Here is a 22598-nt window from a genome sequence, read left to right on the forward strand (position 1 = left end):
TTGTTATCTCCTTACCTTACGCTTCTACTTGGCGACTAACTTTGTCTTCAACAGAGTCAGCATTTTGCTCGAAGTGGTAGCGACCCGTTTTCAGGCTACTTGGGCCTTTACGAGCGAATTTCAACATTAGGTAAACTTCTGCAACCAGGAATACCGTGTATAGCGCCAGAATTGCGAATAGTGAAGTCCAGATTTCGCCAGCAGTTAGTGCAGAAGCTGCAACATGCACTGGTAAAATTTCACCTACAGCCCAAGGCTGACGACCGTACTCAGCGACGAACCAACCCGCTTCAATCGCAATCCACGGTAGTGGGATGCTGAATAGTGCAGCTTTAAGAATCCATTGTTTTTGTTCGATCTTCTGACGACACGTTTGAATAAACGCCGCACCGAAAACGAATAGCATGATGAAACCACAAGCAACCATGATACGGAATGACCAGAATAGCGGCCATACTGTTGGGATTGAGTCATCTGCAGCAGCTTGGATTTGCTCTTCTGTCGCATCAACAACATTGTCTGTGTAGCGTTTTAGAAGTAGACCGTAACCTAGGTCACCCTTCACTTCATCAAACGCAGTCATATTTTCTTCTGATTTATCACCCGCACGAAGCTTCTCAAGAAGTTCATAAGCGTACATACCGTCACGAATACGATCGACGTGCTCATCACGTAGGTCACGAAGACCTGTTACTTGCTCATCAAAAGAACGTGTCGCGATGATACCCATTACGTAAGGGATCTTGATTGCGTAATCGGTGTGCATGGTTTCTTGGTTAGGAACACCAAATAACGTAAACGCTGCTGGAGCTGGCTCTGTGTGCCATTCTGCTTCAATTGCAGCAAGCTTCACTTTTTGAACTTCACCAAGCTCGTAGCCAGATTCATCGCCAAGAACGATGGTAGATAAGATAGCCGCAATACCGAAAGAAGCAGCGATAGCAAACGAACGACGAGCAAACGCAATGTCACGACCTTTTAATAGGTAGTATGAACTGATGCCTAGAATAAACATTGCGCCACAAGTGTAACCAGAAGCAACCGTATGCACGAACTTAACCTGAGCAACTGGGTTTAGTACAACTTCAGAGAAGCTCACCATTTCCATTCGCATGGTTTCGAAGTTGAAGTCCGCGCCTACTGGGTTTTGCATCCAGCCGTTTGCGATAAGAATCCAAAGTGCAGAGAAGTTAGAGCCCAGCGCCACAAGCCAAGTAACCGCTAAGTGTTGACGTTTAGATAGACGATCCCACCCGAAGAAGAATAGACCAACAAAAGTTGACTCCAGGAAGAATGCGACAAGGGCTTCGATCGCTAGCGGCGCACCGAAGATGTCACCTACATAGTGGGAGTAGTAAGACCAGTTCGTACCAAACTGGAATTCCATGGTAAGGCCTGTCGCCACACCAAGTGCAAAGTTAATACCGAATAGCTTACCCCAGAACTTGGTCATGTCCTTGTAGATTTGCTTGTTCGTCATTACGTACATCGATTCCATAATGGCCAGAAGGAAGGCCATACCAAGGGTCAATGGTACGAATAGGAAGTGATACATCGCTGTCAGTGCAAACTGCAACCGCGATAGATCAACTACGTCAATCATGGTAACTCCTATGTGTCGGCTGAATGACACTCTCTACATATTGCAATCCATATTCAAGTGTTATTTACACTTGAAAAATGTTGAATTATCACAACTCATTGTTGCAAAAATGTGCTTCATTGGTTAGTTAATTGTTAAGCATCAGCTAATATAGCTAGGGCTAATATTACTTGTAAAAACAGATTGTTTCAAAAGGTTTATAGCCGGAATGCGCTTTGATATACATCAATGTTTATGCGCGGAATTTGCACAAAAATCCATCACATTGATCCAGATCAACCAGTATTAGATACGGATGTTAAGAGAGAGTAATCAGGAGAGAAATTAACCAGTTGCGAGCAAACATAGAGTTAACAATCAATGCTTTTTACTTACTAAACTGGTATGAGAAGAAATTCAAAAAATGTGAGTTTGGTCAACTTTAATGAAGCGCTGGGCAGCAAAGGCCCAGCGCGGGAATCTTATTTTTCAATTCCGAAATGCAAATACGCACGATCTGTCGCGATTCTTCCACGTGGAGTGCGTTGTAAATAACCTTGCTGAATAAGATAAGGCTCAAGAACGTCTTCGATAGTATCCTTTTCTTCACCTATCGCTGCCGCCATGTTATCGAGTCCGACCGGACCACCACCAAATTTCTCCATAATTGCGAGTAGCAGTTTGCGGTCCATATAATCGAAACCTTCGGCGTCCACATCAAGCATATTCAGCGCTTTGTCGGCAACCTTTGCACAAATGTGACCATTTCCTTTCACTTCCGCATAATCGCGAACACGACGTAGTAGGCGGTTAGCAATACGTGGTGTGCCACGTGCACGTCTTGCCACTTCCAATGCACCTTCAGGTTCCATTGACAAACCTAAACAATCCGCGCTGCGCTGCACAATATCTTGTAGGTCTTTTATCTTATAAAACTCAAGACGCTGAGTAATACCAAAACGGTCTCGTAATGGTGACGTTAAAGAGCCTGCTCGGGTCGTTGCACCAATCAAAGTAAACGGCGGCAAATCGATCTTAATAGAACGAGCGGCCGGACCTTCACCGATCATAATATCCAGTTGATAATCTTCCATCGCAGGATACAGGACCTCTTCAACCATTGGGCTTAAGCGGTGAATTTCATCAATAAATAGAACGTCATTTTCTTCTAGGTTGGTTAGTAACGCTGCTAAATCGCCTGCTTTTTCAAGAACTGGCCCTGAAGTAGTACGGATGTTTACTTCCATCTCGTTGGCGACAATATTTGCTAGCGTGGTTTTACCCAAACCCGGAGGGCCAAAAATTAACAGGTGATCAAGAGCTTCACTACGTAACTGAGCAGCTTTGATGAAGATCTCCATTTGGTCACGAACGTGGTCCTGACCTTGGTAATCCGCCAACTTCTTTGGTCGAATAGCACGGTCAATGACATCTTCATCACGAAAGGCAGGGTTTTCTGGCGCGATTAAACGATCGGCTTCAATCATCTTTTTACCTTGAAAAATGGTTACCTGAGAGAATAATGCCGCTCGTTTAACAGCAAGTGGCATATTTCTGTATCTCGTCATCCTGTACAGCGACGAAGGAGCGTGATACAGGATCTTCTATCCTAGCGGTTTATGGTCAAATTGTTTCATTAACCGCTCAGCGTGCTGCTATTAGATTCCCAGTCTCGCTAGGCTCGCTGGAATGACACAAAAAACATCGTTAAGCGATTGGCGTTAACCTTAGAGAATGAGTTATCTTGAACAAATGCTCACTGTGAAACCAGCGTTACACCATTGATTTTAGAGCTTCACGGATCATTTGCTCACTGCTCATGTCCGGTTTAGCGATCTGAGACACCACTTTCGACGCTTGAGTCGGCTTGTAACCCAAAGCTAGAAGCGCGCTAATTGCCTCTTCTTCCGCGTTGTTGGATGTCGCACCAGAATCCGCAGGAGCAGCATCCGTAAATGGTGTAAATAGATCGCCAGCGCCCCACCCTTTCAAGCGGTCTTTCATTTCAACAACCAATCGCTCTGCGGTTTTCTTGCCAACGCCTGGAAGCTTAACCAGCGTAGAAACGTCTTCATGTTCCACACAAGTAACAAATTGCGTTGCTGTCATACCAGAGAGAATACCAAGACCGAGTTTAGGACCAACGCCATTGGCTTTGATCACTTCACGGAAAAGTGCTCGTTCTTTTACTGTGTTGAAACCGTATAGCAATTGTGCATCTTCACGGACGACAAAGTGAGTATAAATAATGGCTTCTTCGCCAACATTTGGCAGCTCGTAAAAACAGCTCATTGGCATCTGGACTTCATAACCAATGCCATTAACTTCAATTAATACTTCAGGTGGTTGTTTTTCAATCAGTGTGCCACGAAGACGTCCAATCACTATAAATACTCTTTGGAAATGAATTTGCGACAGGATAATAAAGAACTGGATAGACATCCAGTTAATTTTATCGGTAGCGCCCTTTTCTGGCACTGGTTGCTTTGCCCGCTAAGGCAACGAGAGTTTTGTTCGTATTGGCATGACAAATCGCCACACCTAAAGCATCGGCTGCATCCGCTTGAGGCTTGGCGGGCAGTTTAAGCATCTGCTGAACCATATGCTGAACTTGCGCTTTGTCCGCACCACCAGTACCGACTACAGCTTGCTTAATAAGACGCGCGGCGTATTCGTATACCGGCAACTCTGCATTCACCGCAGCAACAATTGCGCTGCCACGAGCCTGGCCAAGCTTTAATGCTGAATCCGCATTTTTAGCCATAAACACTTGTTCAATCGCAAATACGTCCGGTTGAAACTGAGTAATGATTTCCGTGACGCCAGCGTAAATCTGCTTAAGACGGCCCGGAAGTTCTTTTTCTGAAGTACGAATACAGCCACTACCAAGGTATTGCAAATGGCGTCCATTTTGACGAATGACCCCATAACCGGTAATGCGTGAACCTGGGTCAATGCCCAAAATAATTGACATGAATGTTCCTAAAAATGAGGCCGAATGCAGCCTCAATTTCTTATTATTACTTTCTAATTTCGGAGCGAATACCGCTCACTGCACATTGAGTTTACTCTAGAGAGGCTGCAACGTCGTCAGAGATGTCACCGTTGTGATAAACCTCCTGAACATCGTCCAGATCTTCTAAAGCGTCAATCAAACGAAGCAGTTTTGGCGCAGTGCCCACATCCAGTTCTGCTTTCGTTGAAGGGATAAGCGACACTTCGGCGTTCTCCGCCTCAAAACCTGCAGCATCAAGGGCATCTTTTACGAGTCCAAAATCGCTTGGCGCGGTGTAAACATCAATCGAGCCATCTTCTGATGTTTCGATGTCATCAGCGCCACTTTCTAACGCCACTTCCATCACCGCATCTTCATCTAAACCTGGGGCGTATGAGATCACGCCTTTCTTGTCGAAAAGATAGTTTACACTACCATCCGTACCCAGATTGCCTCCTGACTTCGAGAACGCATGGCGTACGCCAGATACTGTGCGATTTCGGTTATCCGTCATACATTCGACCATGACCGCAGTGCCACCTGGACCATAACCTTCATAGATTACGGTTTCCATATTGTCGTCGCCTTCACCGCCAGCACCTCGGCTGACAGCGCGGTTGACAGTGTCACGCGTCATGTTGTTAGACAACGCTTTATCAATTGCAGCTCGCAAACGTGGGTTATTTTCTGGCTCACCGCCTCCCTCTTTTGCCGCAACAACGATTTCACGGATTAATTTGGTAAAGATTTTGCCGCGCTTCGCATCTTGCGCTGCTTTACGGTGACGAATATTCGCCCATTTACTATGACCTGCCATAATTCACCTTTTAATGTATTTTGACGCTTAATAGCAAACATGAGCTAAAAAGCGTTGCTTGGGAAATTGCTTTGGAAGTTTCTTGGGTTTATTTAAACAAAAACTCCCGCAGTTGCGGGAGTTTTCTTCAAATGTTGTGCGCTTATTCTGCGTCTTTTTCTTTCGCTGCAGTCACTGCGATTGCTAGCTCTTCTAGCGCTGCTGGGTTCGCAATGCTTGGTGCGTCTGTTAGTAGACACGCCGCTGCTGTTGTTTTCGGGAATGCAATAACATCACGGATGTTCTCAGTACCACATAGCAGCATCACTAGACGGTCAAGACCGAATGCAAGACCAGCGTGTGGAGGCGTACCGAATTTCAGTGCATCAAGCAGGAAGCCGAACTTAAGCTGTTGCTCTTCAGGTGTGATGCCTAGAATATCAAATACGGCTTCTTGCATATCTGCGTTGTGGATACGAACAGAACCGCCGCCAACTTCGTAGCCATTTAGAACCATATCATAAGCGTTAGAGTTTGCCGCAGCTGGGTTCGCTTTTAGCTCTTCCGCAGTCACACCTAGAGGCGATGTGAATGGGTGGTGCATCGCGTGTAGGTTGCCTTCGTCATCTTCTTCGAACATTGGGAAGTCAACCACCCATAATGGAGCCCATGCAGATTCGTCAGTTAGCTCTAGGTCTTTACCTAGCTTCAGACGCAGTGCGCCCATAGCTTCTGCAACGATACCCGCTTTATCAGCGCCAAATAGGATGATGTCACCAGATTCCGCTTGAGTGCGATCTAGGATGCCGTTGATCACGTCTTCGTTTAGGAATTTAGCTACTGGAGATTGGATACCTTCCATGCCTGCTGCACGGTCGTTAACCTTCATCCAAGCTAGACCTTTCGCACCGTAGATACCAACGAATTCACCGTAGCCATCAATTTGCTTACGAGTCAAAGAGGCACCACCTGGAACGCGAATAACGGCAACGCGGCCTTTCTCGTCGTTTGCTGGGCCAGAGAATACTTTGAACTCAACGTCTTTCACTAGGTCAGCAACGTCTACTAGCTCTAGTGGGTTACGTAGGTCTGGCTTGTCAGAACCGAAACGGCGAATCGCTTCGCTGAATGGCATTACTGGGAACTGACCTAGGTCTACGTTTAGTAGCTCTTGCCACATATCGCGAACCATGTTTTCCGTCACTTCACGTACTTGGTCAGCCGTCATGAATGACGTTTCGATATCGATCTGAGTGAATTCTGGTTGACGGTCAGCACGTAAGTCTTCATCACGGAAACACTTAACGATTTGGTAGTAACGGTCAAAACCAGACATCATTAGAAGCTGTTTGAATAGCTGTGGAGACTGAGGAAGCGCGTAGAAGCTGCCTTTGTGAACACGGCTAGGTACTAGGTAGTCACGCGCACCTTCTGGTGTCGCTTTCGTTAGTACTGGTGTTTCGATATCTAGGAAGCCGTTGTCATCTAGGAAACGACGAACAAAGCTAGACGCTTTAGCACGTAGCTTGATGCGATCGCTCATTTCAGGACGACGTAGATCTAAGTAACGGTACTTCAGACGTTGCTCTTCAGAGTTCTTTTGGTTGAAGTCTAGAGGCAAAACGTCACTGCGGTTGATGATTTCAAGACCTTTCGCAAGGATCTCAACTTCACCTGTTGCCATGTCTTTGTTTGCTTGGCTTTCTGGACGAACGCGTACTTCACCCGTTAGTTTGATACAGAATTCATTACGAAGTGTGTTAGCCACTTCATACGCATCCGCCATATCTGGATCAACAACTACCTGAACGATACCTTCGCGATCTCGCATATCAATAAAAATAAGACCGCCTAAATCACGACGACGGTTAACCCAGCCGCAAAGTTCTACAGTTTGTCCTGCAAGGGACTTGTTCAGGTGACCACAGTAATGGGTACGCATAATGAAATTCCCAATCTCTCAAATGTTGTTAACTACGCTCTGTCAGCCTCATTGCCAAGCAGAGTAAAGGTTCAGTTATACGCTGAATGTCCACGAAAATCGACTACTCAACATACAATTACGTGTGTTTTATCATTCACTGGTGCTTTTTAGTACAACAAATGTTCAAAAGCGCACCAAAGCGAAAAAATTGGTGGGGATTATAGCGTGAAATTACCTATTTCAGCAAAACTCTCGTAAAGTATTCACACGAGTAGCAAGCAGTAAAGAATAATGGATAACTTACCTCTTCGACTTGGATTGACGATGTGGTCGCACAATCAATGGCAACAAAGCTTTTACGGCAGCGGGACAAAGCCCGCTGAACGTTTAGAAAAGTATGCACAGGTGTTCCATACCGTGGAAGGCAACACGACATTTTATGCCACGCCGACGCTCAACACGGTGCAAAACTGGAGAGCAGCAACCCACGATGATTTTCGCTTTACTTTCAAACTTCCTAAAGCCATCACTCATGAGCAAATGCTAAGAGGTTGCAGCGAACAGCTGAGAGACTTCATGAAAGTCATGGAGCCGTTGCATGACCGTGTGGGGCAATGGACAATTCAATTGCCAGCCGCATTTGGTCCTGAGCACCTTGATCGACTGAAAAAGTTCTGTGCGAGCTTTCCACCTAACTTCCCTCTTGGTGTTGAGGTTCGTCATATGGCATTTTTCTCCAAAGGTGAAGAAGAGCGAGCGCTTAACCAATGGTTAGTAGAAAATAACATTGACCGCATTATTATGGATAGCCGCCCTGTCTTTGCCGCTAAGCCAGACAATGAAGCGATCATTGATGCGCAAATGAAAAAACCAAGAGTACCAGTCCACGCCATTGCTACCGCTTCACACCCTTTGATTCGCTTTATTGGTCATCCAGAAGAACAGCAAAATTACGAGTTTTTTACACCATGGCTCAGCAAGTTGCCGCAATGGATTGCAGAAGGTAAACAGCCGTATGTCATGATCCATACTGCGGACAATATAATTGCGCCGGAGTTGGCAGCCAATCTGTATAAAGACATACAAAAGCGTATAACACTTCCTGACTTGGCATCTTTCCCGGCTAACGATGGCAACTCGCAGTTGCAGATGTTCTAACGCAACACATGACAGAGGCGTGAAATTCCCATAAAATACGCGCCTTTTGGGTGCCTGACGTTTTCAGGCGGCTTGTATGCAGAGACTTGGTTATGAACCCTAAGAGCAATCCAGATACTATTTTTTCGGCTCCAATCGATAAAATTGGGGATTTCACGTTCGATGAACGCGTAGCGGAAGTATTTCCTGACATGATTCAACGATCGGTGCCGGGTTACAGCAACATTATTTCTGCAATTGGTATGCTGGCAGAGCGTTTTGTAAAACCTCACTCAAACATCTACGACCTAGGTTGCTCTTTGGGTGCTGCTACGCTGTCTATGCGTCGTCATATCAAACAAGAAGGCTGTAAGATCATTGCGGTCGACAATTCACCTGCGATGGTTGAGCGTTGCAAATTACATGTAAACGCGTACCGAAGCGATACTCCTGTAGATGTGGTTGAAGCGGATATCCGTAATATCGATATTGAAAACGCATCGATTGTCGTACTGAACTTTACTCTGCAATTTCTTTCTCCAGACGATCGTTACGCCCTGCTTGAACGAATCTACGCGGGTCTACGTCCAGGCGGAATTTTGATTTTGTCGGAGAAATTCGTCTTCGAAGATGAAGTGTCAAACGAGCTGTTAATTGACCTTCACCACGACTTTAAACGTGCAAATGGTTATAGCGAACTAGAAATCAGCCAAAAGCGCAGCGCGATAGAAAACGTAATGCGCCCAGATTCAAAGAAAGAGCATAAAGAGCGTTTCGCTAAAATTGGCTTTTCTAGCTACGATGTTTGGTTCCAATGCTTTAACTTTGGCTCTATGTTCGCAATTAAATAAACCGTGCATACAAAGGCCCTGAATCACGCCACTTTAGGCTGTTATTTAATAATTTTAATACCACCAACTCAGCGATTAACTAACTATGTTTAACTTTGCAAACTTCTACCAATTGATTGCCCAAGACACACGTCTTCAACCTTGGCTCAATGTGCTACCACAACAGCTAACGGATTGGCAAAATGCAGAGCACGGTGACTTTGGGCGCTGGTTGAAAGCACTGAACAAGATTCCAGAAGGCTCACCGGATCAAATTGACATCAAGAATTCAGTGACCATCAGCAACGACACTCCTTTCCATGAAGGTGAGCTGAAGAAATTAGAGAACTTACTTCGTACATTCCACCCATGGCGCAAAGGGCCATACCACGTACACGGCATTCATATTGATACTGAGTGGCGCAGTGACTGGAAATGGGACCGTGTGCTTCCGCATATTTCTCCATTAAAGAACCGCAGCGTACTCGATGTTGGTTGTGGTAACGGCTACCACATGTGGCGCATGCTGGGTGAAGGTGCACGCTTAACCGTCGGTATCGATCCATCTCACCTGTTCCTAATTCAGTTCGAAGCAATTCGTAAACTAATGGGCGATGACCAACGTGCGCACCTACTGCCGTTGGGTATTGAACAACTACCTAAGTTAGAAGCGTTCGACACGGTATTCAGCATGGGCGTACTTTACCACCGTCGCTCTCCACTGGATCACTTGGTGCAGCTAAAAGATCAATTAGTGTCTGATGGTGAACTCGTACTAGAAACACTAGTGATTGAAGGTGATGAGAATGCAGTGTTGGTTCCAACTTCTCGTTACGCACAAATGCGTAATGTCTATTTCTTCCCTTCAGCAAAAGCGCTGAAAGTGTGGTTAGAGTTGGTAGGATTTGAAGATGTGCGCATCGTTGATGAAAGCGTCACTTCGGTTGATGAGCAACGTACCACAGATTGGATGACGCATAACTCTCTACCAGACTATCTAGATCCGAACGACCCAAGCAAGACTGTAGAAGGTTACCCTGCCCCTCGCCGCGCGGTTCTTGTCGCTCGCAAACCATAATTCGCTGAGATTCCTGACATTGTCTTAACTCATTTTACGAGTTAAGACATTACCCTCTTTCCTCGTACTGAGCGTGTTTGTTTTTCGAGTCCATTTGTTACATCAAAACATAAGCACGCTCTAAATAAGGATGCGCTTTTATGTCCTTGATTTTTAGCTTTTCATCACTATTCCTCAAACAATAAGTAATAGAGAAACATTCTTACTTGTGAGGCTTTATCGATATGAGCTAAACTCCTAAAAAATAAACAACTTAATCCAATCCCAAGGTTTTCAATGTTATTACGATTGACCCCGATTGTTGCCATCGCCTTACTATCTGGATGCTCACTAACCAAAGGCGAACAGTACCACCAAGAAACGTTAGCGGCTATTCAAACTTCAGAAGCGAATGTCAATAATCGCATTACTAACTTAGAGCTTCAGCTCAGCAACCAATCGGACTATATCGACAGCCTTGAAGAACAAGTCGATAAACTACAGGTTGAACTTCTGACATTTCGTGATGAAGCAATGGCAGAAGTGAAAAAGCCAAAAGAGCCGATTATTGTCCAATCTCCTGCTCCTGTGGAACCAACACCAACTCATGATATTGTCCTTGGCTCAATTGAAAAGGTCACTATCGACTCCATTAAGCAGACTTTTGATGCACGTGTCGACACCGGTGCCGCAACCTCATCTTTAAATGCAGTTGATATTGAAGAGTTCGAAAGAAACGGCAAAAACTGGGTTCGATTCCACCTGGCAGATACCAGTAAATCTGAAGAAGAAAAAAATACTTGGATCGAAGCGCCAGTCATTCGTTACGTAAAAATTCGCCAAGTTACCAGTGAAGAACTAGAACGTCGCGCTGTAGTCGAACTTTGGGTGTGCGTTGGAAAAATTCATGAAAAAGCGCAATTTACGTTGGCAGATCGCTCGCATATGAACCATCCTATTTTACTGGGTAGAGAATTTATGCGCGACATCGCACTTGTCGATGTAAGTCGTACCTATATCCAAACGGACGAAGATAAAAAATAATAAGGTAGATTATGACGTCAAAAATACCGTTTTACCTTTCAATCATCTTATTGGTGATTGCGGGCATTGCTTTGAGTGTTTTCAGACATGAAAACTACGGCGTGCCTTGGACACCAGGCGAAACTCGTCAGGTATGGGATGTAGAGGCACGTATTGAGTTCAATGCTAACGGCAATGAAGTCAAAGCTTCACTCGCAGCACCTCATACACAAAGTGGTTATACGCTTATCGGTGAATCCGCTTCCTCTTCTGGTTATGGCGTTTCCTACATTAATTCTGATTCTGGACGTCGTGCCGAGTGGTCAATTCGTCAGGCCAAAGGTCCTCAAACCATTTACTACAAAGCGCAGTTCTTAGTGGACCCTCAGGCTAAAGTTACGCCTCTACCGCCAACGGAAGACATTACGCCACCAACACTATCAGCGCCACAAGCCGCGGCGGCAAATGCCCTTGTTGAGCGTGCGATGAGTCGCTCTGCCGACAATGTGACCTTCACTCGTGAGCTCATCAAAGCGCTTAATGACCCAGACAGTCAAAATTCATCGCTACTACTGAATGACTTCAGCCGTACTGATGCACTACATAATATTTTGCTTACCGCAGGTATACAGAGCAAAACCGTCGGTGTTATCGAACTAGAAGATGGACGTCGACGCCAAACCATTCAACCAATGGTTCAGGTTTGGTCAGGTAAAGATTGGGTACTGTTCTCACCAAATTCCGAACAGAAAGCCGTGAAACCAAACTTATTAGTTTGGGATGAGTCGAATGTATCCCTGCTTGATCTTGTTGGTGGTAAAAATAGCCAAGTTCATTTCTCAATGATCAAACAAGAAATGACTCCACAGCAAGCGACGAACAACAAGATAGAAGCTGATGGGCTGCTGAATATTTCAATTCATAGCTTGCCTCTTGAAGAACAAGCGATGTTTAAGACCATCATGCTGATCCCTATCGGTGCCCTTATCGTGGTGTTCTTGCGTGTGATTATCGGTCTAAAAACATCCGGTACTTTCATGCCAGTACTGATTGCTGTTGCGTTTGTTCAAACCCAGCTATTAACGGGTATTGTCGGTTTCTTACTGATCGTTGGCACAGGCTTGATTATTCGAAGTTACTTATCGAGGTTGAACTTACTGCTTGTAGCACGGATATCAGCGGTCATTATTACCGTTATTATGATCATTTCGGTGTTCACAGTAGTCGCATTTAAGATGGGCTTAACGGAAGGCTTAACAATTACGTTCTTCCCGATGATCATCTTGTCATGGACAATTGAACGTATGTCTATCCTATGGGAAGAAGAAGGCGCGAAAGAAGTCGCTCTGCAAGGTGGGGGCTCACTGCTCACCGCAGTATTGGTTTACTTAGCGATGACGAACTCATACATTCAGCACCTAACCTTTAATTTCATTGGTCTACAGTTGATTGTTCTGGCCGGTATTCTATTGCTAGGTACTTACACAGGTTACCGTCTAACTGAGTTACGTCGTTTCAAACCACTAGCGGAGGACTAAACGATGTTCGAAAGTTTTACTTCGCCAGCTAAGCTTCGCCATAAAGGCATTATGGGGATGAACAAACGTAACCACAGTTATATCGGCCGTTACAATGATCGTTCTAAGTACCCATTAGTTGATGACAAGCTCAAGACTAAAATCATTGCGCAGGCAGCAGGGGCGACAGTCCCTGCCCTGATCGGCGTTATTCATAACCAAGCAGAAGTAAAGACAATCCATAGAATGGTGCAAGATTGGCCTGGTTTTGTCATCAAGCCCGCTCAAGGTAGTGGTGGTAAGGGTATTTTGGTTATTACCTCGCATAAAGATGGGGTCTATACCAAACCTTCCGGCTCTACAATTGGTAAGGACGAAGTTGAACGTCATATCAGTAATGCGCTTGCAGGCCTTTTCTCTCTTGGTGGTAAAAACGACGTCGCAGTCGTTGAGAACCTGATTAAATTTGATGATTGTTTCGATGGCTTCAGTTATGAAGGCGTGCCTGATGTTCGAATCATCGTATTTAAAGGCTACCCTGTTATGGCAATGATGCGCTGTTCTACGGCGGCGTCGGACGGTAAAGCAAACCTTCACCAAGGCGCTGTGGGCGTGGGCATTGATATCGCCACAGGTAAAGCAATCCGAGCGGTGCAATTCGACCATCCAGTCACCCACCATCCGGATACAGGCAAAGACCTTTCTACCCTCCAAGTCCCGCACTGGGAGCGCTTGCTTGAGCTTGCGTCTAGTGCGTGGGAGATGACAGGGTTGGGATACATGGGTACGGATATGGTGCTAGATAAAGAGGAAGGACCTATGGTTTTAGAGCTCAACGCTCGTCCTGGCTTGGCAATCCAAATCGCTAATGGTGCAGGCTTGCTTCCTCGTTTGAAACACATAGAGAGCCTCGGCACACCTGCCGAGTACCCAAAGCCGATTGAACGTGTCGCCTACGCAGCAGAGCAGTTTGGGGTAAAACCACAGTTCTAATCGCCAATCGCAATACCATTCGCCAGTAATTGTTCGGATTGCTGGCGTTTTTATATCCGTTTCCAAAACCGTCTACCTACTAATCTTATTAAACAAACCCATCTCACCTATAACTTGAATCAATGATCGAGCTAACAGAATCAACATAGATCGTTTCTTTTCTCCTTTAACTTTTGAGTATGATGAGGTCTCCCCTTACTCAACTTGAGAGGTTGAGAAATGCTAACAAAAGAAACAGATAACGATGAACCAGAGCTTGAAGAACAAGAGAGCTTAGACCAGCATTTACAACGCTTGTCTGAGCTTTCTGTCCAAGCACTTGAAGAGCTTGCTGAAATGATCGATATCAGAGACGATATTTCAGAGGAATAAAACTTAGCCTCCCCGCTAAGTTCTATTAATAAGCCGAGACTGTCGTCCTACAGTCTCGGCTTATTTTATACGCTTTGAAGCCTCCCGCTAACAAATACAAAAACGCCCGCGTTCATTGCGGGCGTTTTGCTAGATTCAGAGTTTACGATTCAAACTCTTCGATCATCTCTTGCGCTTCGGTCTTAGGCTTATCCGTTTGACCAAAACCACGTAGACCAACTACGTGTACGTGCTCATGGTCTTTAAACACCTTACGCACCAACTTGTAGGTAGTCCCTTTCTCTGGGCTGATGTTTTCTGGTGCCGCGATAAGAAGTTGCATATCCAGACGGTCACACAATTCGAACAATGTCGCGATCGATTTCGCATCCAGACGCGCTGCTTCATCCAAGAAGAGCAAACGACAAGGCACAATGTCTTTGCTGCGCAGACGACGAGACTCTTCTTCCCAGCTTTGCACTACCATCAGTAGGATTGACTGACCAGTACCGATCGCTTCACCTGTTGATAGCGCGCCAGACTCGGCCTGTAGCCAACCGTCTGTACCACGGTTCACTTCTACACTTAGCTCTAGGTAGTTACGGTAATCCAGTAGCTCTTCACCCAGAACTTGCGGTGAACGTTGGCCCATATCGATGTGTGGGTTCACGCGTTGGAACAGTTTCGCCATTGCTTCAGAGAAGGTAAAGCGAGTCGATTCAAACAGGTCTTTATGCTGCTCTTGTTGTGTCGCTAGACCGTTCAGTAGCACTTCGTGACTTTCACGGATCTTCACGTTTAGACGTACGCCCTTCACCTGACCAAACGAGATGTTCGACAAGCCTTGGTTCAGCATACGAATACGGTTTTGCTCACGCTGAATCGTCTTCTTGATGATGCTCGCTACCGACTCAGAGCTGATCGCTAGGCGGTTTTCACGTTGCGTTAGCTCTTCCGTTAGACGCGCCAGTTCCACTTCCATCTCTTCGATCGCTTCTACTGGGTCATCGGTGCGGATGATGTCCTGACGAATACGCTCACGAAGGTGTTGGTAAACCGCAATGTAGAACAGAACTTTACGCTCTGGGCGAGCGTTGTCTTCAGACAAACGGAGTGCATCACGCAAGTCATCATTGTTTGCAACAGCAAGACGCAGCGCACCCAATGATTTATCCGACATGGAACGCAATTCATCTGCCGACATATACGCCAGTTCACGTTTGTGTAGACGACGCTCAACATCGTTTTCACGCGCTAAGCGAAGTACTGAACACCAACCCGCTTTCGCTGCAACGACAAATTTGCGCAGCTCTGCGTATTCTTTCTGTACTTTCTTCAGACGTTTCGCTAAGCCTTTCATCTCAAGCTCGGTCGACGTTATCGTGCGCTCGTATTCACTCTTACGACTACGTGAAGTATGTAAGCGTTCGTGCAGCTCGTCACGACGGCGCATTGCACGCTCTTCCGCACCTTCGTCGGCATTTACGCCATACTCTTGCAGCTCTTGTTTGAACTCTTGTACGGTTTCTTGCTTAGCTTGATGCGAACTCTTCAAAGACGCCAATACTTGGTTGTATTGGTTCATTTGTCCTTGTGCTTGCTTCAACTCTTCACGAGAACGAGTACGAGTCTGTTCAGCTTGAACCAACTTCGCTTTTAGCTGCTCACTCAGTTCGCTGCTCTTGTTCAGTAGGTCTACTGAATCTGAGTAAGCGAAGTAGTGACGACGTTCAACCAGATCCGAGAGTGCAAAGATTTGCTTCTTAAGATCTTGTAACTGTTCATCTGCTGCTTTGTATTCTGCTTCTAGTGCATCGAATTGCTCTGGGTCAGCATCAAGCGCAGACGCAATATTCTCTAGTTGCGCGACGGCTTTTGCATGATTGTTTAAGAAGTTTTTCGCCTCTGCAAGCTGAGCGATTTTCTCTTCTAGCTCATCAAAACGCGCTTGCAATGATTCATCTTCAACAAGCACCATGTGTGATGCTAGCTTGTCCAGAGAAGACAGTGCTTGCTTACTAGTTTGAAGCTGAGAGCGTTGCTGCTGCTCTTTTGCATCCAGATCCGCCAGCACGCGAGCGATTTGGTTACGCTTATCACGAATGGTTGCCAGTGCTTGTTCTGGATCGGCGTCAAAAGCAACCTGAATGTGGTTAGACACAAATTGGTTAAACGCTTGGTATAAGCGCTGCATTTTCTGAGAATCAAACGCCGCTTTTGCGTGTTTCTCTACCACTTCTTCTCGTTCGTTACGCAGCAACTCTAGACGCTGCTCACGTGCTGCACGACCAAACAATGGGATCTCAGGCAAGCGAGAGTAACGCATTTGGCGATCGTTCATGCGAACACAAACCGCGCCTTCTAGCTCTTCTGCATCGAACGAGCTGTCATCAAAGGCATCGATGTCGCCTTCAATGATGTACAAGTCTTCTGGACAGTCGTCTAGCTCTACCAGTTTCTCTTCGATACCTGACAGGTCAGAAACAACAATAGCGTGACGAGCCGGACCGTACATCGCACTGAAGTAAGGCGCGTCATCAATCGTGATGTCATCGTAGATCTCAGACAGTAATACACCGCCTAAAGTATCAGCCAAACCTTTCAGGCGAGGGTCGTTTGAACCACCAGGGGAAGCAAGACGTTCAATCTCAGTGTCAAGCTGACTGCGATGCTCAGCAAGTTTATCTTTAGCTAAGGACAGCTCCCTTTCTTGCTCAAGAACAACCTGCATGTGGTTCATTACCGCATGGCGATCCTCAAGGTCTGCCCCGCTCTGCTCTCTCAGTTTCTCTAGCGCATCATTAGCCGCAATCCAAGCTGGCGCTATCGCTTCAAGTTTACTGATTTCTGCCGCCGCGTTTTGCTCTAGGCGGCGCTGTTCACCACGCTGATCACGAACTTCTTCTTGAGCTATCTCTAGTGATTCGATTTGCATCGCATGACGTTCACGTTCTTGTTCAAACGTAACTTCATCGGTTAGCTCGACGTGATATTGCTTTTTGTATTCAGCAACCAGTTCACGCGCTTGACGTTGCTGGTTAAGGCTGCGTTCGAGATCACGGTGTTGTGCTCGCCATTGCTGTTCGTTTTGTGCAATTTGCTGTGACTCTCGAGCTTTAGCGATTGCCAATTTTGCGTGCTCAGAGGCTTCTTTGCGCTCAACTTGACCAACGATGCTTTGTACCAGTTTAAGCGCGGTTTCAAACTGCTCTGCCGCTGCAGAAGACATGTCTAGTTTGTGCTTAACCGATAGCAACGCATTGGTGCTTTCTGATTCTTTGCTCTTAAGCTCAGAGACAAGCGCTTGAGCCGATTCCGCCGTTAGGCTGTCATCGCCAAGTAGCTGCTTCGCTTTCTCCAGCGCTTGAACGGCTTGTTGATATTGAAGGGCGCGAGTTTGCTGAACGTCAAGAGCTTGCTGGTAATCAGCAAGTTGCGTCTTAAGGCTGTCCACCTCTTCTTCTGCAACGGTCGCTTGCTCTTCAGCCATCATCACGCGTTCTTGCGCTTCTTCCACTACCATCATTTGTTCTTCAAGACGCTCGCTCAGCTCTTCAAGATCTTCTTGGTAGCGTTCGATCTTCTCTTGCTGACGCAGCGCGTTTTGCACCAGTTGCAAGTGATCCGAAGCTGCTTGATAGTCTTGCTCTAAAGAAGATTCTGATTCGATCAGCAGTTCCAGCTCTTCTTGAACGCGGTTAAGCAGGTTGTTTTGCTCAATCAAGGTCTCGCGAGAACCAAATAACTCTGAACGCAAAGACAGTGTCTGTTCTAGTTTTTTACGACGCTCGTTGGCATGGCGCATATAGTCTGCTGCCACGTAGTTGGTCGACTCTGTAATCAAGTGCTTGAACAAGTCACGGTCTGCTTGCGTAGTTTTGATCGCTTCTAGCGTCATGCGGTTTTCACGCAGCGCCGATTCCATATCTTGGAACGCTTTCTTCACACCACCGTTTTGTGGCAGAAGGTAGTCACGTAGCGAGCGCGTAATCGCACTTGAAATACCACCGTAAAGCGATGCTTCGATCAGACGGTAGAATTTAGAGCGGTCACCAGAGTTGCGCAGTTTCTTCGGAATTACACCGAATTCAAACATTTGTGCGTGGTAATCCACGATAGAAGAGAAGGCTTTGAACTGAACGCCTTCAAATTCCGCGATCGATTCTTTTACTTCGTTGATTTGACGTACACGAGCTTGAGTCGCAGATACGCTTTCAACCAAGATATCCGTTGGTTTCACATGGCTTGGAAGACCTTGGATCACAAACGGTTTGATGTCTACTTTCTTATCACGACCCGCTACTTGCTGCAGTTTTACGGCAAAAAGTAGGCGTTGGTTACGTGAGTTCACCACGTCTAGCGCTGCATAACACGCCCCCGGTTGTAGCTTACCGTATAGACCTTTATCGCGAGACGATTGGCTGCTGCCCGCTTCGGTTGTGTTACGGAAGTGCAGTAGCGTTTGGTCAGGAATCAATGCGGTGATGAATGCCGCCATTGTGGTTGATTTACCTGCACCGTTACCACCTGATAGCGTGGTGACCAGACCATCGATGTCAAACGTACGGGCAAAGAAGCCGTTCCAGTTGACCATGGTCAGCGATTGGTATTTACCGCGTTCAATCATGCTCATGCTTCACCCTCTTCTGTTGTTTCTTCTTGGGCTTGGTCGTCTTGTTCTTCTTCAGACAATAGGCTGCCTTGGCTTGGCTCTTTGGTGTGCACTACCGCTTCACCATCACGGATCAGACGTAGCTGCGCTTCACGCATATCATCGCCAATACGTACATCGGCACCAAAGCGGAATACAGCTTCACTGATGCTGAATTTACCGGTCTCACCGATGTTGATGATCATGCCTAGGCGACGTAGACGACGAAGTGACGTACGTACTTTTTCAAACAGCTTTTCTTTATCAAGGTCAGAACCGGTAGCACGGTTCGTCACTAGCTTCATCAGCTTGTTTTCATCAGCCAGAGCAAGTAGCTCGTCGTACAACTCTTGGTTAGTGAAGATGCCTTCGTGCGCAAGACGCTCTGGGCTTAGGTAAAGGAAACACAGTACCTTACCCACCAGCATATCCAGCTCAGAAAGCACACTGCGGCCAATCAAAGAAGTTGAACGAGGACGAAGGTAGAAGAAACCTTCTGGCGCTTTCACCAATTCGGTATTGTAGCGCTGGTAGAAAGAAGAAAGCTCAAGTTCGAAATCCGACAACAACGCGTGGTTATCCAGATCTTCACTTGAGATATGACGCCCTGCTCGTAGCATGCTGTCTAGCGCTGGGAACAGAGGGTTAGAGATTGCTTTTGCCAGATTCTCTGACATGTATTCATTAGTATCGGTCGATGACATTCGCTTGTACCTTTGCCCCAAATTCGTTGATCGCTTTCCAGTCCGGTTGAATCGCTTGGTAATCCGATTCTGAATACCCCAGACGTACGGCTTGATCAACGATAATGCGAGCTAAATCAAAATGATGAGTGTAAGGGTGCAGTGCAAGGTAATCTCGCAGTACCACGCTCAAGTCGATTGGTGTGCCTTGATCTTTATGCGCTTTTAGCATGTCACCAATTCGTTCAGACAACTCATCATTGACTTGTTGAAACTCTTCGTATTCTACTTCCATCGGAACTTGACCCGTTACCTCGTCATCACGCAGGACTAGGGCCTCATCACGAAGGTCAGAAAGCCTTTCCGCATCTGCATAAGTCAGATACCAAGGCGCATCGAAGTAATCTTTGACGGATTGACGTAGACGCGAGCTAAACGCACGGTTCTTATCCATATCAATTGCAGTACGGATGAACTTGTGCACATGTCGGTCGTAACCAATCCAAAGGTCGATCGCTTGCTGGCCCCAGCTTGTGATTCGATCCAGCTTCATTTGCAGACCAAACAACGCTTCTTCGATGAACTCTAGCTCAGGATCGCCGTACACAATTTCTTGAATATCTAGGATCTGAGTTTGCAGTTCATCACTGGCGGCTTGCAGCGTATCTTGAAGTTCACGCAACGTGCTCGACGTTTCTGACAGTAGCGCTTCACAGTTGTTGATCGCTTCGCGCCAGTCTTTATTTAGCAGGTCGGCAATTTGTTGTTTTACAGATTGCTGCTGCTCATCCATCACACGCTGGTTAAGATCGATTTGATCGAAGATTTCGCCTACAGAATATTTTAAAACTCCGTATACGTTTTTCTTCCAGTGGCCCGGTGTGCCACCTTTTTGTGCTGCCTCAATCGCTTTCGCCATTTCATCTGCCACCATAGACAGTTGAATAGAAAGGCGCAGTTTCGAGAACTCACGATGACGCACGTAGTAATCGGTAATTCCTATCGCTAAAGGCGACAAGCGGTAAATGCTCGCTCCATCAGTAATCTCACTGACAAAACGGCTAATAAGGCGCTGCTTTACCATCTCGTTGATGGCGTTGTTAGCACGAAAAGCGGATGCTTCGCCAGTCTCATCAAATAATCGAGTGACGATGGCAAACGCATCATGCAATTCACCTTCACCCAATTCTTCATCGAACCTTTCATTACTCAGTACGGCAATGGCTATTAAGAATGCCAATCGCTCTGTGGTCAGGTTCAACGAGAAATCGTGCTGCTTAACCCAGCCAACCAACTCATCGATTGGTTGCTCTGCAGCATTGAGAGTCATCTCACTCATTGTTATTCCTGTTTATCGTTCTTTTTAGCCCACACATGAATGTAGCGGCCTAATGAGAGGTATGGCTCTTGTCGACAAAGTTGTTTTTCTAGCGCCAACACATCTTCAAACTCGTAATCGCCCATGTATTGCATATTACCTATGTAATCACTAAATGAGCGGATACCAGATTTGCCACAAATACTAAAGCCTGAATCTTCTATCCATTGGTAGACTTCTTCAGGTTTTAAGCCTTTTTGCGGCTGTAGTTTAAATCTTTTTCGGTGGGGCATGCCGTCTAATATATGAGGAATGTTGCCACAAACCACGTTTTTATAGACTAAACCATGGTGGTTATAGAACATCACTGATGCAATGCCTCCCGGTTTTACTTGTTCTAGTACCGTTTCAAGTGCGGCCTTAGGATCGACCAACCACTCCATGACGGCATGAAACATAACAAGATCCACCTGTTCACCCATATGCTCACCAATGGATTGGACAGGCGAATGAATCAGGCGATACTGCTCAAGCAAACCGTTTTTTTCAATATCCTGCTTAGCCAACTGCAGCATTTCCGAAGATAGATCACATAAAGCGATTCGATGTCCGAGCTTAGCAAGCTTTTGCGACATTTGTGCCAAACCACCACCAGCATCCAACACCTCTAGGGGTTGCTGGTCTGCATCTAATTCACTTAGAATCTGTAGAAAATCTTCCCACACAATGATTTGGCGGATCTCCCCTTTGTCGGAGCCGTAAATATTTTTTGCAAATTTGTGGGCGATATCGTCGAAATTGCGGTCTTCTGTCACTTCTGCTGAGTTATCATAACGGATTGTGCCGCTATTCTGGCACAAGGAAAGCAGGAATAAAGAGGGGTACCCTCATTTTTATTATCAATTGATGTTTTTTCGGACTATTTATGTATGTTTGAGCTGAAAAAAGTAGTGTCAGCCTTGCTTATGCCACTTCCGGCATTGCTGCTGATAGGCTTGTTGGGTCTTGCTCTCATTAGTTTTACCACAAAACGTAAAACTGGCTGCTTCGTTGTTCTATTCTCTTTTGTTGGCATTTTTCTTATTGCCTTCCAACCTGTTTCAACCAAGCTTCTTATGCCATTAGAGCGAGAGCATAAAGCCTTTTTGCCAGTTTCTGGCACCATCGACTACGTGATGGTTTTAGGGAATGGTCATGTTATCGATGACGAAATTCCACCCACCTCGCAGTTAAGCCGTGCAGCATTAATGCGCTTAACTGAAGGCATTCGTATTTTAAGAATGTATCCAGGTGCTAAATTAATTTTGTCTGGCTATGCTGGCGGATCTGAAATTAGCCACGCAAGAATGATGGCGAACGTTGCCCTTGCGTTGGGAGTCGCGAAATCCGATATCATTTTATTAGAAGATGCGAAAGATACGTGGGAAGAGGCGCGTCAAGCGGCTGCATTCGTTCAACAAAAGGAGATTGTGTTAGTCACTTCTGCGAGCCACATGAGCCGTGCATTGTATGAGTTCAACGCAGCAGGCATTAAACCAATCCCAGCCCCGACCAACTTCTTAGCTATTAGCGAAATCAGTCAACCTTGGGATAAATACTCACCTAAAGCGCGTTACTTAGAACAAACAGAGCTTTATTGGCATGAGTACTTGGGCAGCATTTGGCAAAGGTTGCGTGATACTGTCGGCCAAACACCAATGGTTGAAGCAAAGTAGTACTATCTTGAAACCACAAAAAAGGA

18 protein-coding genes are annotated in these 22598 nt (G+C 46.0%); 8 read left to right on the plus strand and 10 right to left on the minus strand.

The annotated features are described in order from the left end of the window. Positions 1-16 precede the first annotated feature (16 nt). From cydA to aspS, 6 genes are all read right to left on the minus strand, one after another. Positions 17-1603, minus strand: a complete 1587-nt coding sequence (cydA, locus tag L3V30_RS05205) for a cytochrome ubiquinol oxidase subunit I (RefSeq protein WP_012841977.1) — start codon at positions 1601-1603, stop codon at positions 17-19. A 461-nt stretch (positions 1604-2064) separates the two neighbouring features. Next, complete coding sequence (ruvB, locus tag L3V30_RS05210; RefSeq protein WP_164666256.1) at positions 2065-3069, minus strand: Holliday junction branch migration DNA helicase RuvB; 1005 nt, start codon at positions 3067-3069, stop codon at positions 2065-2067. Between the two features lie 286 nt (positions 3070-3355). Further along, positions 3356-3967, minus strand: a complete 612-nt coding sequence (gene ruvA, locus L3V30_RS05215) for a Holliday junction branch migration protein RuvA (protein ID WP_012841979.1) — start codon at positions 3965-3967, stop codon at positions 3356-3358. A 67-nt stretch (positions 3968-4034) separates the two neighbouring features. Further along, positions 4035-4556: a crossover junction endodeoxyribonuclease RuvC gene (gene ruvC / locus L3V30_RS05220; RefSeq protein ID WP_012841980.1), complete on the minus strand. Its 522-nt coding sequence runs from the start codon at positions 4554-4556 to the stop codon at positions 4035-4037. Positions 4557-4647: 91 nt separating this feature from the next. Further along, entirely contained in the window at positions 4648-5394 is a 747-nt protein-coding gene (locus tag L3V30_RS05225) for a YebC/PmpR family DNA-binding transcriptional regulator (protein ID WP_048626191.1), read from the minus strand. Positions 5395-5536: 142 nt separating this feature from the next. Beyond that, positions 5537-7315 (minus strand): aspartate--tRNA ligase, encoded by a 1779-nt coding sequence (gene aspS, locus L3V30_RS05230; RefSeq protein ID WP_237308476.1) that lies wholly within the window; start codon positions 7313-7315, stop codon positions 5537-5539. A 273-nt stretch (positions 7316-7588) separates the two neighbouring features. Here aspS and L3V30_RS05235 point away from each other — a divergent pair, with 273 nt between their 5' ends. The 7 genes from L3V30_RS05235 (at position 7589) to L3V30_RS05265 (ending at position 14226) form a co-directional block, all read left to right on the plus strand. Continuing rightward, the gene (locus L3V30_RS05235) at positions 7589-8455 is read left to right on the plus strand and encodes a DUF72 domain-containing protein (RefSeq protein WP_074191082.1); all 867 of its coding nucleotides are present in this window, start codon (positions 7589-7591) and stop codon (positions 8453-8455) included. A 92-nt stretch (positions 8456-8547) separates the two neighbouring features. Continuing rightward, complete coding sequence (cmoA, locus tag L3V30_RS05240) at positions 8548-9285, plus strand: carboxy-S-adenosyl-L-methionine synthase CmoA (protein WP_237308477.1); 738 nt, start codon at positions 8548-8550, stop codon at positions 9283-9285. Between the two features lie 85 nt (positions 9286-9370). Beyond that, entirely contained in the window at positions 9371-10342 is a 972-nt protein-coding gene (cmoB, locus tag L3V30_RS05245) for a tRNA 5-methoxyuridine(34)/uridine 5-oxyacetic acid(34) synthase CmoB (protein WP_237308478.1), read from the plus strand. A 276-nt stretch (positions 10343-10618) separates the two neighbouring features. Further along, a complete protein-coding gene (locus L3V30_RS05250) occupies positions 10619-11365 on the plus strand; it encodes an ATP-dependent zinc protease (protein ID WP_237308479.1) in 747 nt (248 codons plus the stop codon). An 11-nt stretch (positions 11366-11376) separates the two neighbouring features. Next, on the plus strand, positions 11377-12882 hold the full coding sequence (locus L3V30_RS05255) for an inactive transglutaminase family protein (protein ID WP_005390741.1): 1506 nt from the start codon (positions 11377-11379) through the stop codon (positions 12880-12882). 3 nt (positions 12883-12885) lie between these two features. Beyond that, positions 12886-13854, plus strand: a complete 969-nt coding sequence (locus L3V30_RS05260) for an alpha-L-glutamate ligase-like protein (RefSeq protein ID WP_006742116.1) — start codon at positions 12886-12888, stop codon at positions 13852-13854. Positions 13855-14073: 219 nt separating this feature from the next. Then, the gene (locus tag L3V30_RS05265) at positions 14074-14226 is read left to right on the plus strand and encodes a hypothetical protein (protein ID WP_005390736.1); all 153 of its coding nucleotides are present in this window, start codon (positions 14074-14076) and stop codon (positions 14224-14226) included. A gap of 142 nt (positions 14227-14368) precedes the next feature. On the opposite strand, the gene mukB is transcribed toward L3V30_RS05265, so the two are convergent. From mukB to cmoM, 4 genes are read right to left on the minus strand one after another with little or no spacing between them, the layout of a single operon-like run. Continuing rightward, complete coding sequence (gene mukB, locus L3V30_RS05270) at positions 14369-18832, minus strand: chromosome partition protein MukB (protein WP_237308575.1); 4464 nt, start codon at positions 18830-18832, stop codon at positions 14369-14371. Positions 18833-18834: 2 nt separating this feature from the next. Then, a complete protein-coding gene (gene mukE / locus L3V30_RS05275; RefSeq protein WP_005390733.1) occupies positions 18835-19560 on the minus strand; it encodes a chromosome partition protein MukE in 726 nt (241 codons plus the stop codon). After that, on the minus strand, positions 19541-20878 hold the full coding sequence (gene mukF / locus L3V30_RS05280) for a chromosome partition protein MukF (RefSeq protein WP_182032611.1): 1338 nt from the start codon (positions 20876-20878) through the stop codon (positions 19541-19543). The genes mukE and mukF overlap by 20 nt, the downstream gene beginning before the upstream one ends. A gap of 2 nt (positions 20879-20880) precedes the next feature. After that, complete coding sequence (gene cmoM, locus L3V30_RS05285) at positions 20881-21672, minus strand: tRNA uridine 5-oxyacetic acid(34) methyltransferase CmoM (RefSeq protein WP_031780158.1); 792 nt, start codon at positions 21670-21672, stop codon at positions 20881-20883. A 114-nt stretch (positions 21673-21786) separates the two neighbouring features. On the opposite strand from cmoM, the gene elyC reads away from it, so the two are divergent. Beyond that, complete coding sequence (gene elyC / locus L3V30_RS05290) at positions 21787-22572, plus strand: envelope biogenesis factor ElyC (protein WP_199803836.1); 786 nt, start codon at positions 21787-21789, stop codon at positions 22570-22572. Positions 22573-22598: the final 26 nt, after the last annotated feature.

Origin of the sequence: Vibrio sp. A1-1 (assembly GCF_021728175.1) — a bacterium.
GTDB lineage: Bacteria > Pseudomonadota > Gammaproteobacteria > Enterobacterales > Vibrionaceae > Vibrio > Vibrio diabolicus.

Coding starts and splice junctions, on each gene's coding strand:
- L3V30_RS05235 (WP_074191082.1), top strand. CDS start 7,589: ATGGATAACTTACCTCTTCGACTTGGATTGACGATGTGGTCGCACAAT.
- L3V30_RS05250 (WP_237308479.1), top strand. CDS start 10,619: ATGTTATTACGATTGACCCCGATTGTTGCCATCGCCTTACTATCTGGA.
- mukF (WP_182032611.1), bottom strand. CDS start 20,878: ATGAGTGAGATGACTCTCAATGCTGCAGAGCAACCAATCGATGAGTTG.
- L3V30_RS05265 (WP_005390736.1), top strand. CDS start 14,074: ATGCTAACAAAAGAAACAGATAACGATGAACCAGAGCTTGAAGAACAA.
- L3V30_RS05260 (WP_006742116.1), top strand. CDS start 12,886: ATGTTCGAAAGTTTTACTTCGCCAGCTAAGCTTCGCCATAAAGGCATT.
- cydA (WP_012841977.1), bottom strand. CDS start 1,603: ATGATTGACGTAGTTGATCTATCGCGGTTGCAGTTTGCACTGACAGCG.
- cmoB (WP_237308478.1), top strand. CDS start 9,371: ATGTTTAACTTTGCAAACTTCTACCAATTGATTGCCCAAGACACACGT.
- cmoA (WP_237308477.1), top strand. CDS start 8,548: ATGAACCCTAAGAGCAATCCAGATACTATTTTTTCGGCTCCAATCGAT.
- ruvC (WP_012841980.1), bottom strand. CDS start 4,556: ATGTCAATTATTTTGGGCATTGACCCAGGTTCACGCATTACCGGTTAT.
- ruvB (WP_164666256.1), bottom strand. CDS start 3,069: ATGATTGAAGCCGATCGTTTAATCGCGCCAGAAAACCCTGCCTTTCGT.
- elyC (WP_199803836.1), top strand. CDS start 21,787: ATGTTTGAGCTGAAAAAAGTAGTGTCAGCCTTGCTTATGCCACTTCCG.
- aspS (WP_237308476.1), bottom strand. CDS start 7,315: ATGCGTACCCATTACTGTGGTCACCTGAACAAGTCCCTTGCAGGACAA.
- L3V30_RS05225 (WP_048626191.1), bottom strand. CDS start 5,394: ATGGCAGGTCATAGTAAATGGGCGAATATTCGTCACCGTAAAGCAGCG.
- mukB (WP_237308575.1), bottom strand. CDS start 18,832: ATGATTGAACGCGGTAAATACCAATCGCTGACCATGGTCAACTGGAAC.
- mukE (WP_005390733.1), bottom strand. CDS start 19,560: ATGTCATCGACCGATACTAATGAATACATGTCAGAGAATCTGGCAAAA.
- L3V30_RS05255 (WP_005390741.1), top strand. CDS start 11,377: ATGACGTCAAAAATACCGTTTTACCTTTCAATCATCTTATTGGTGATT.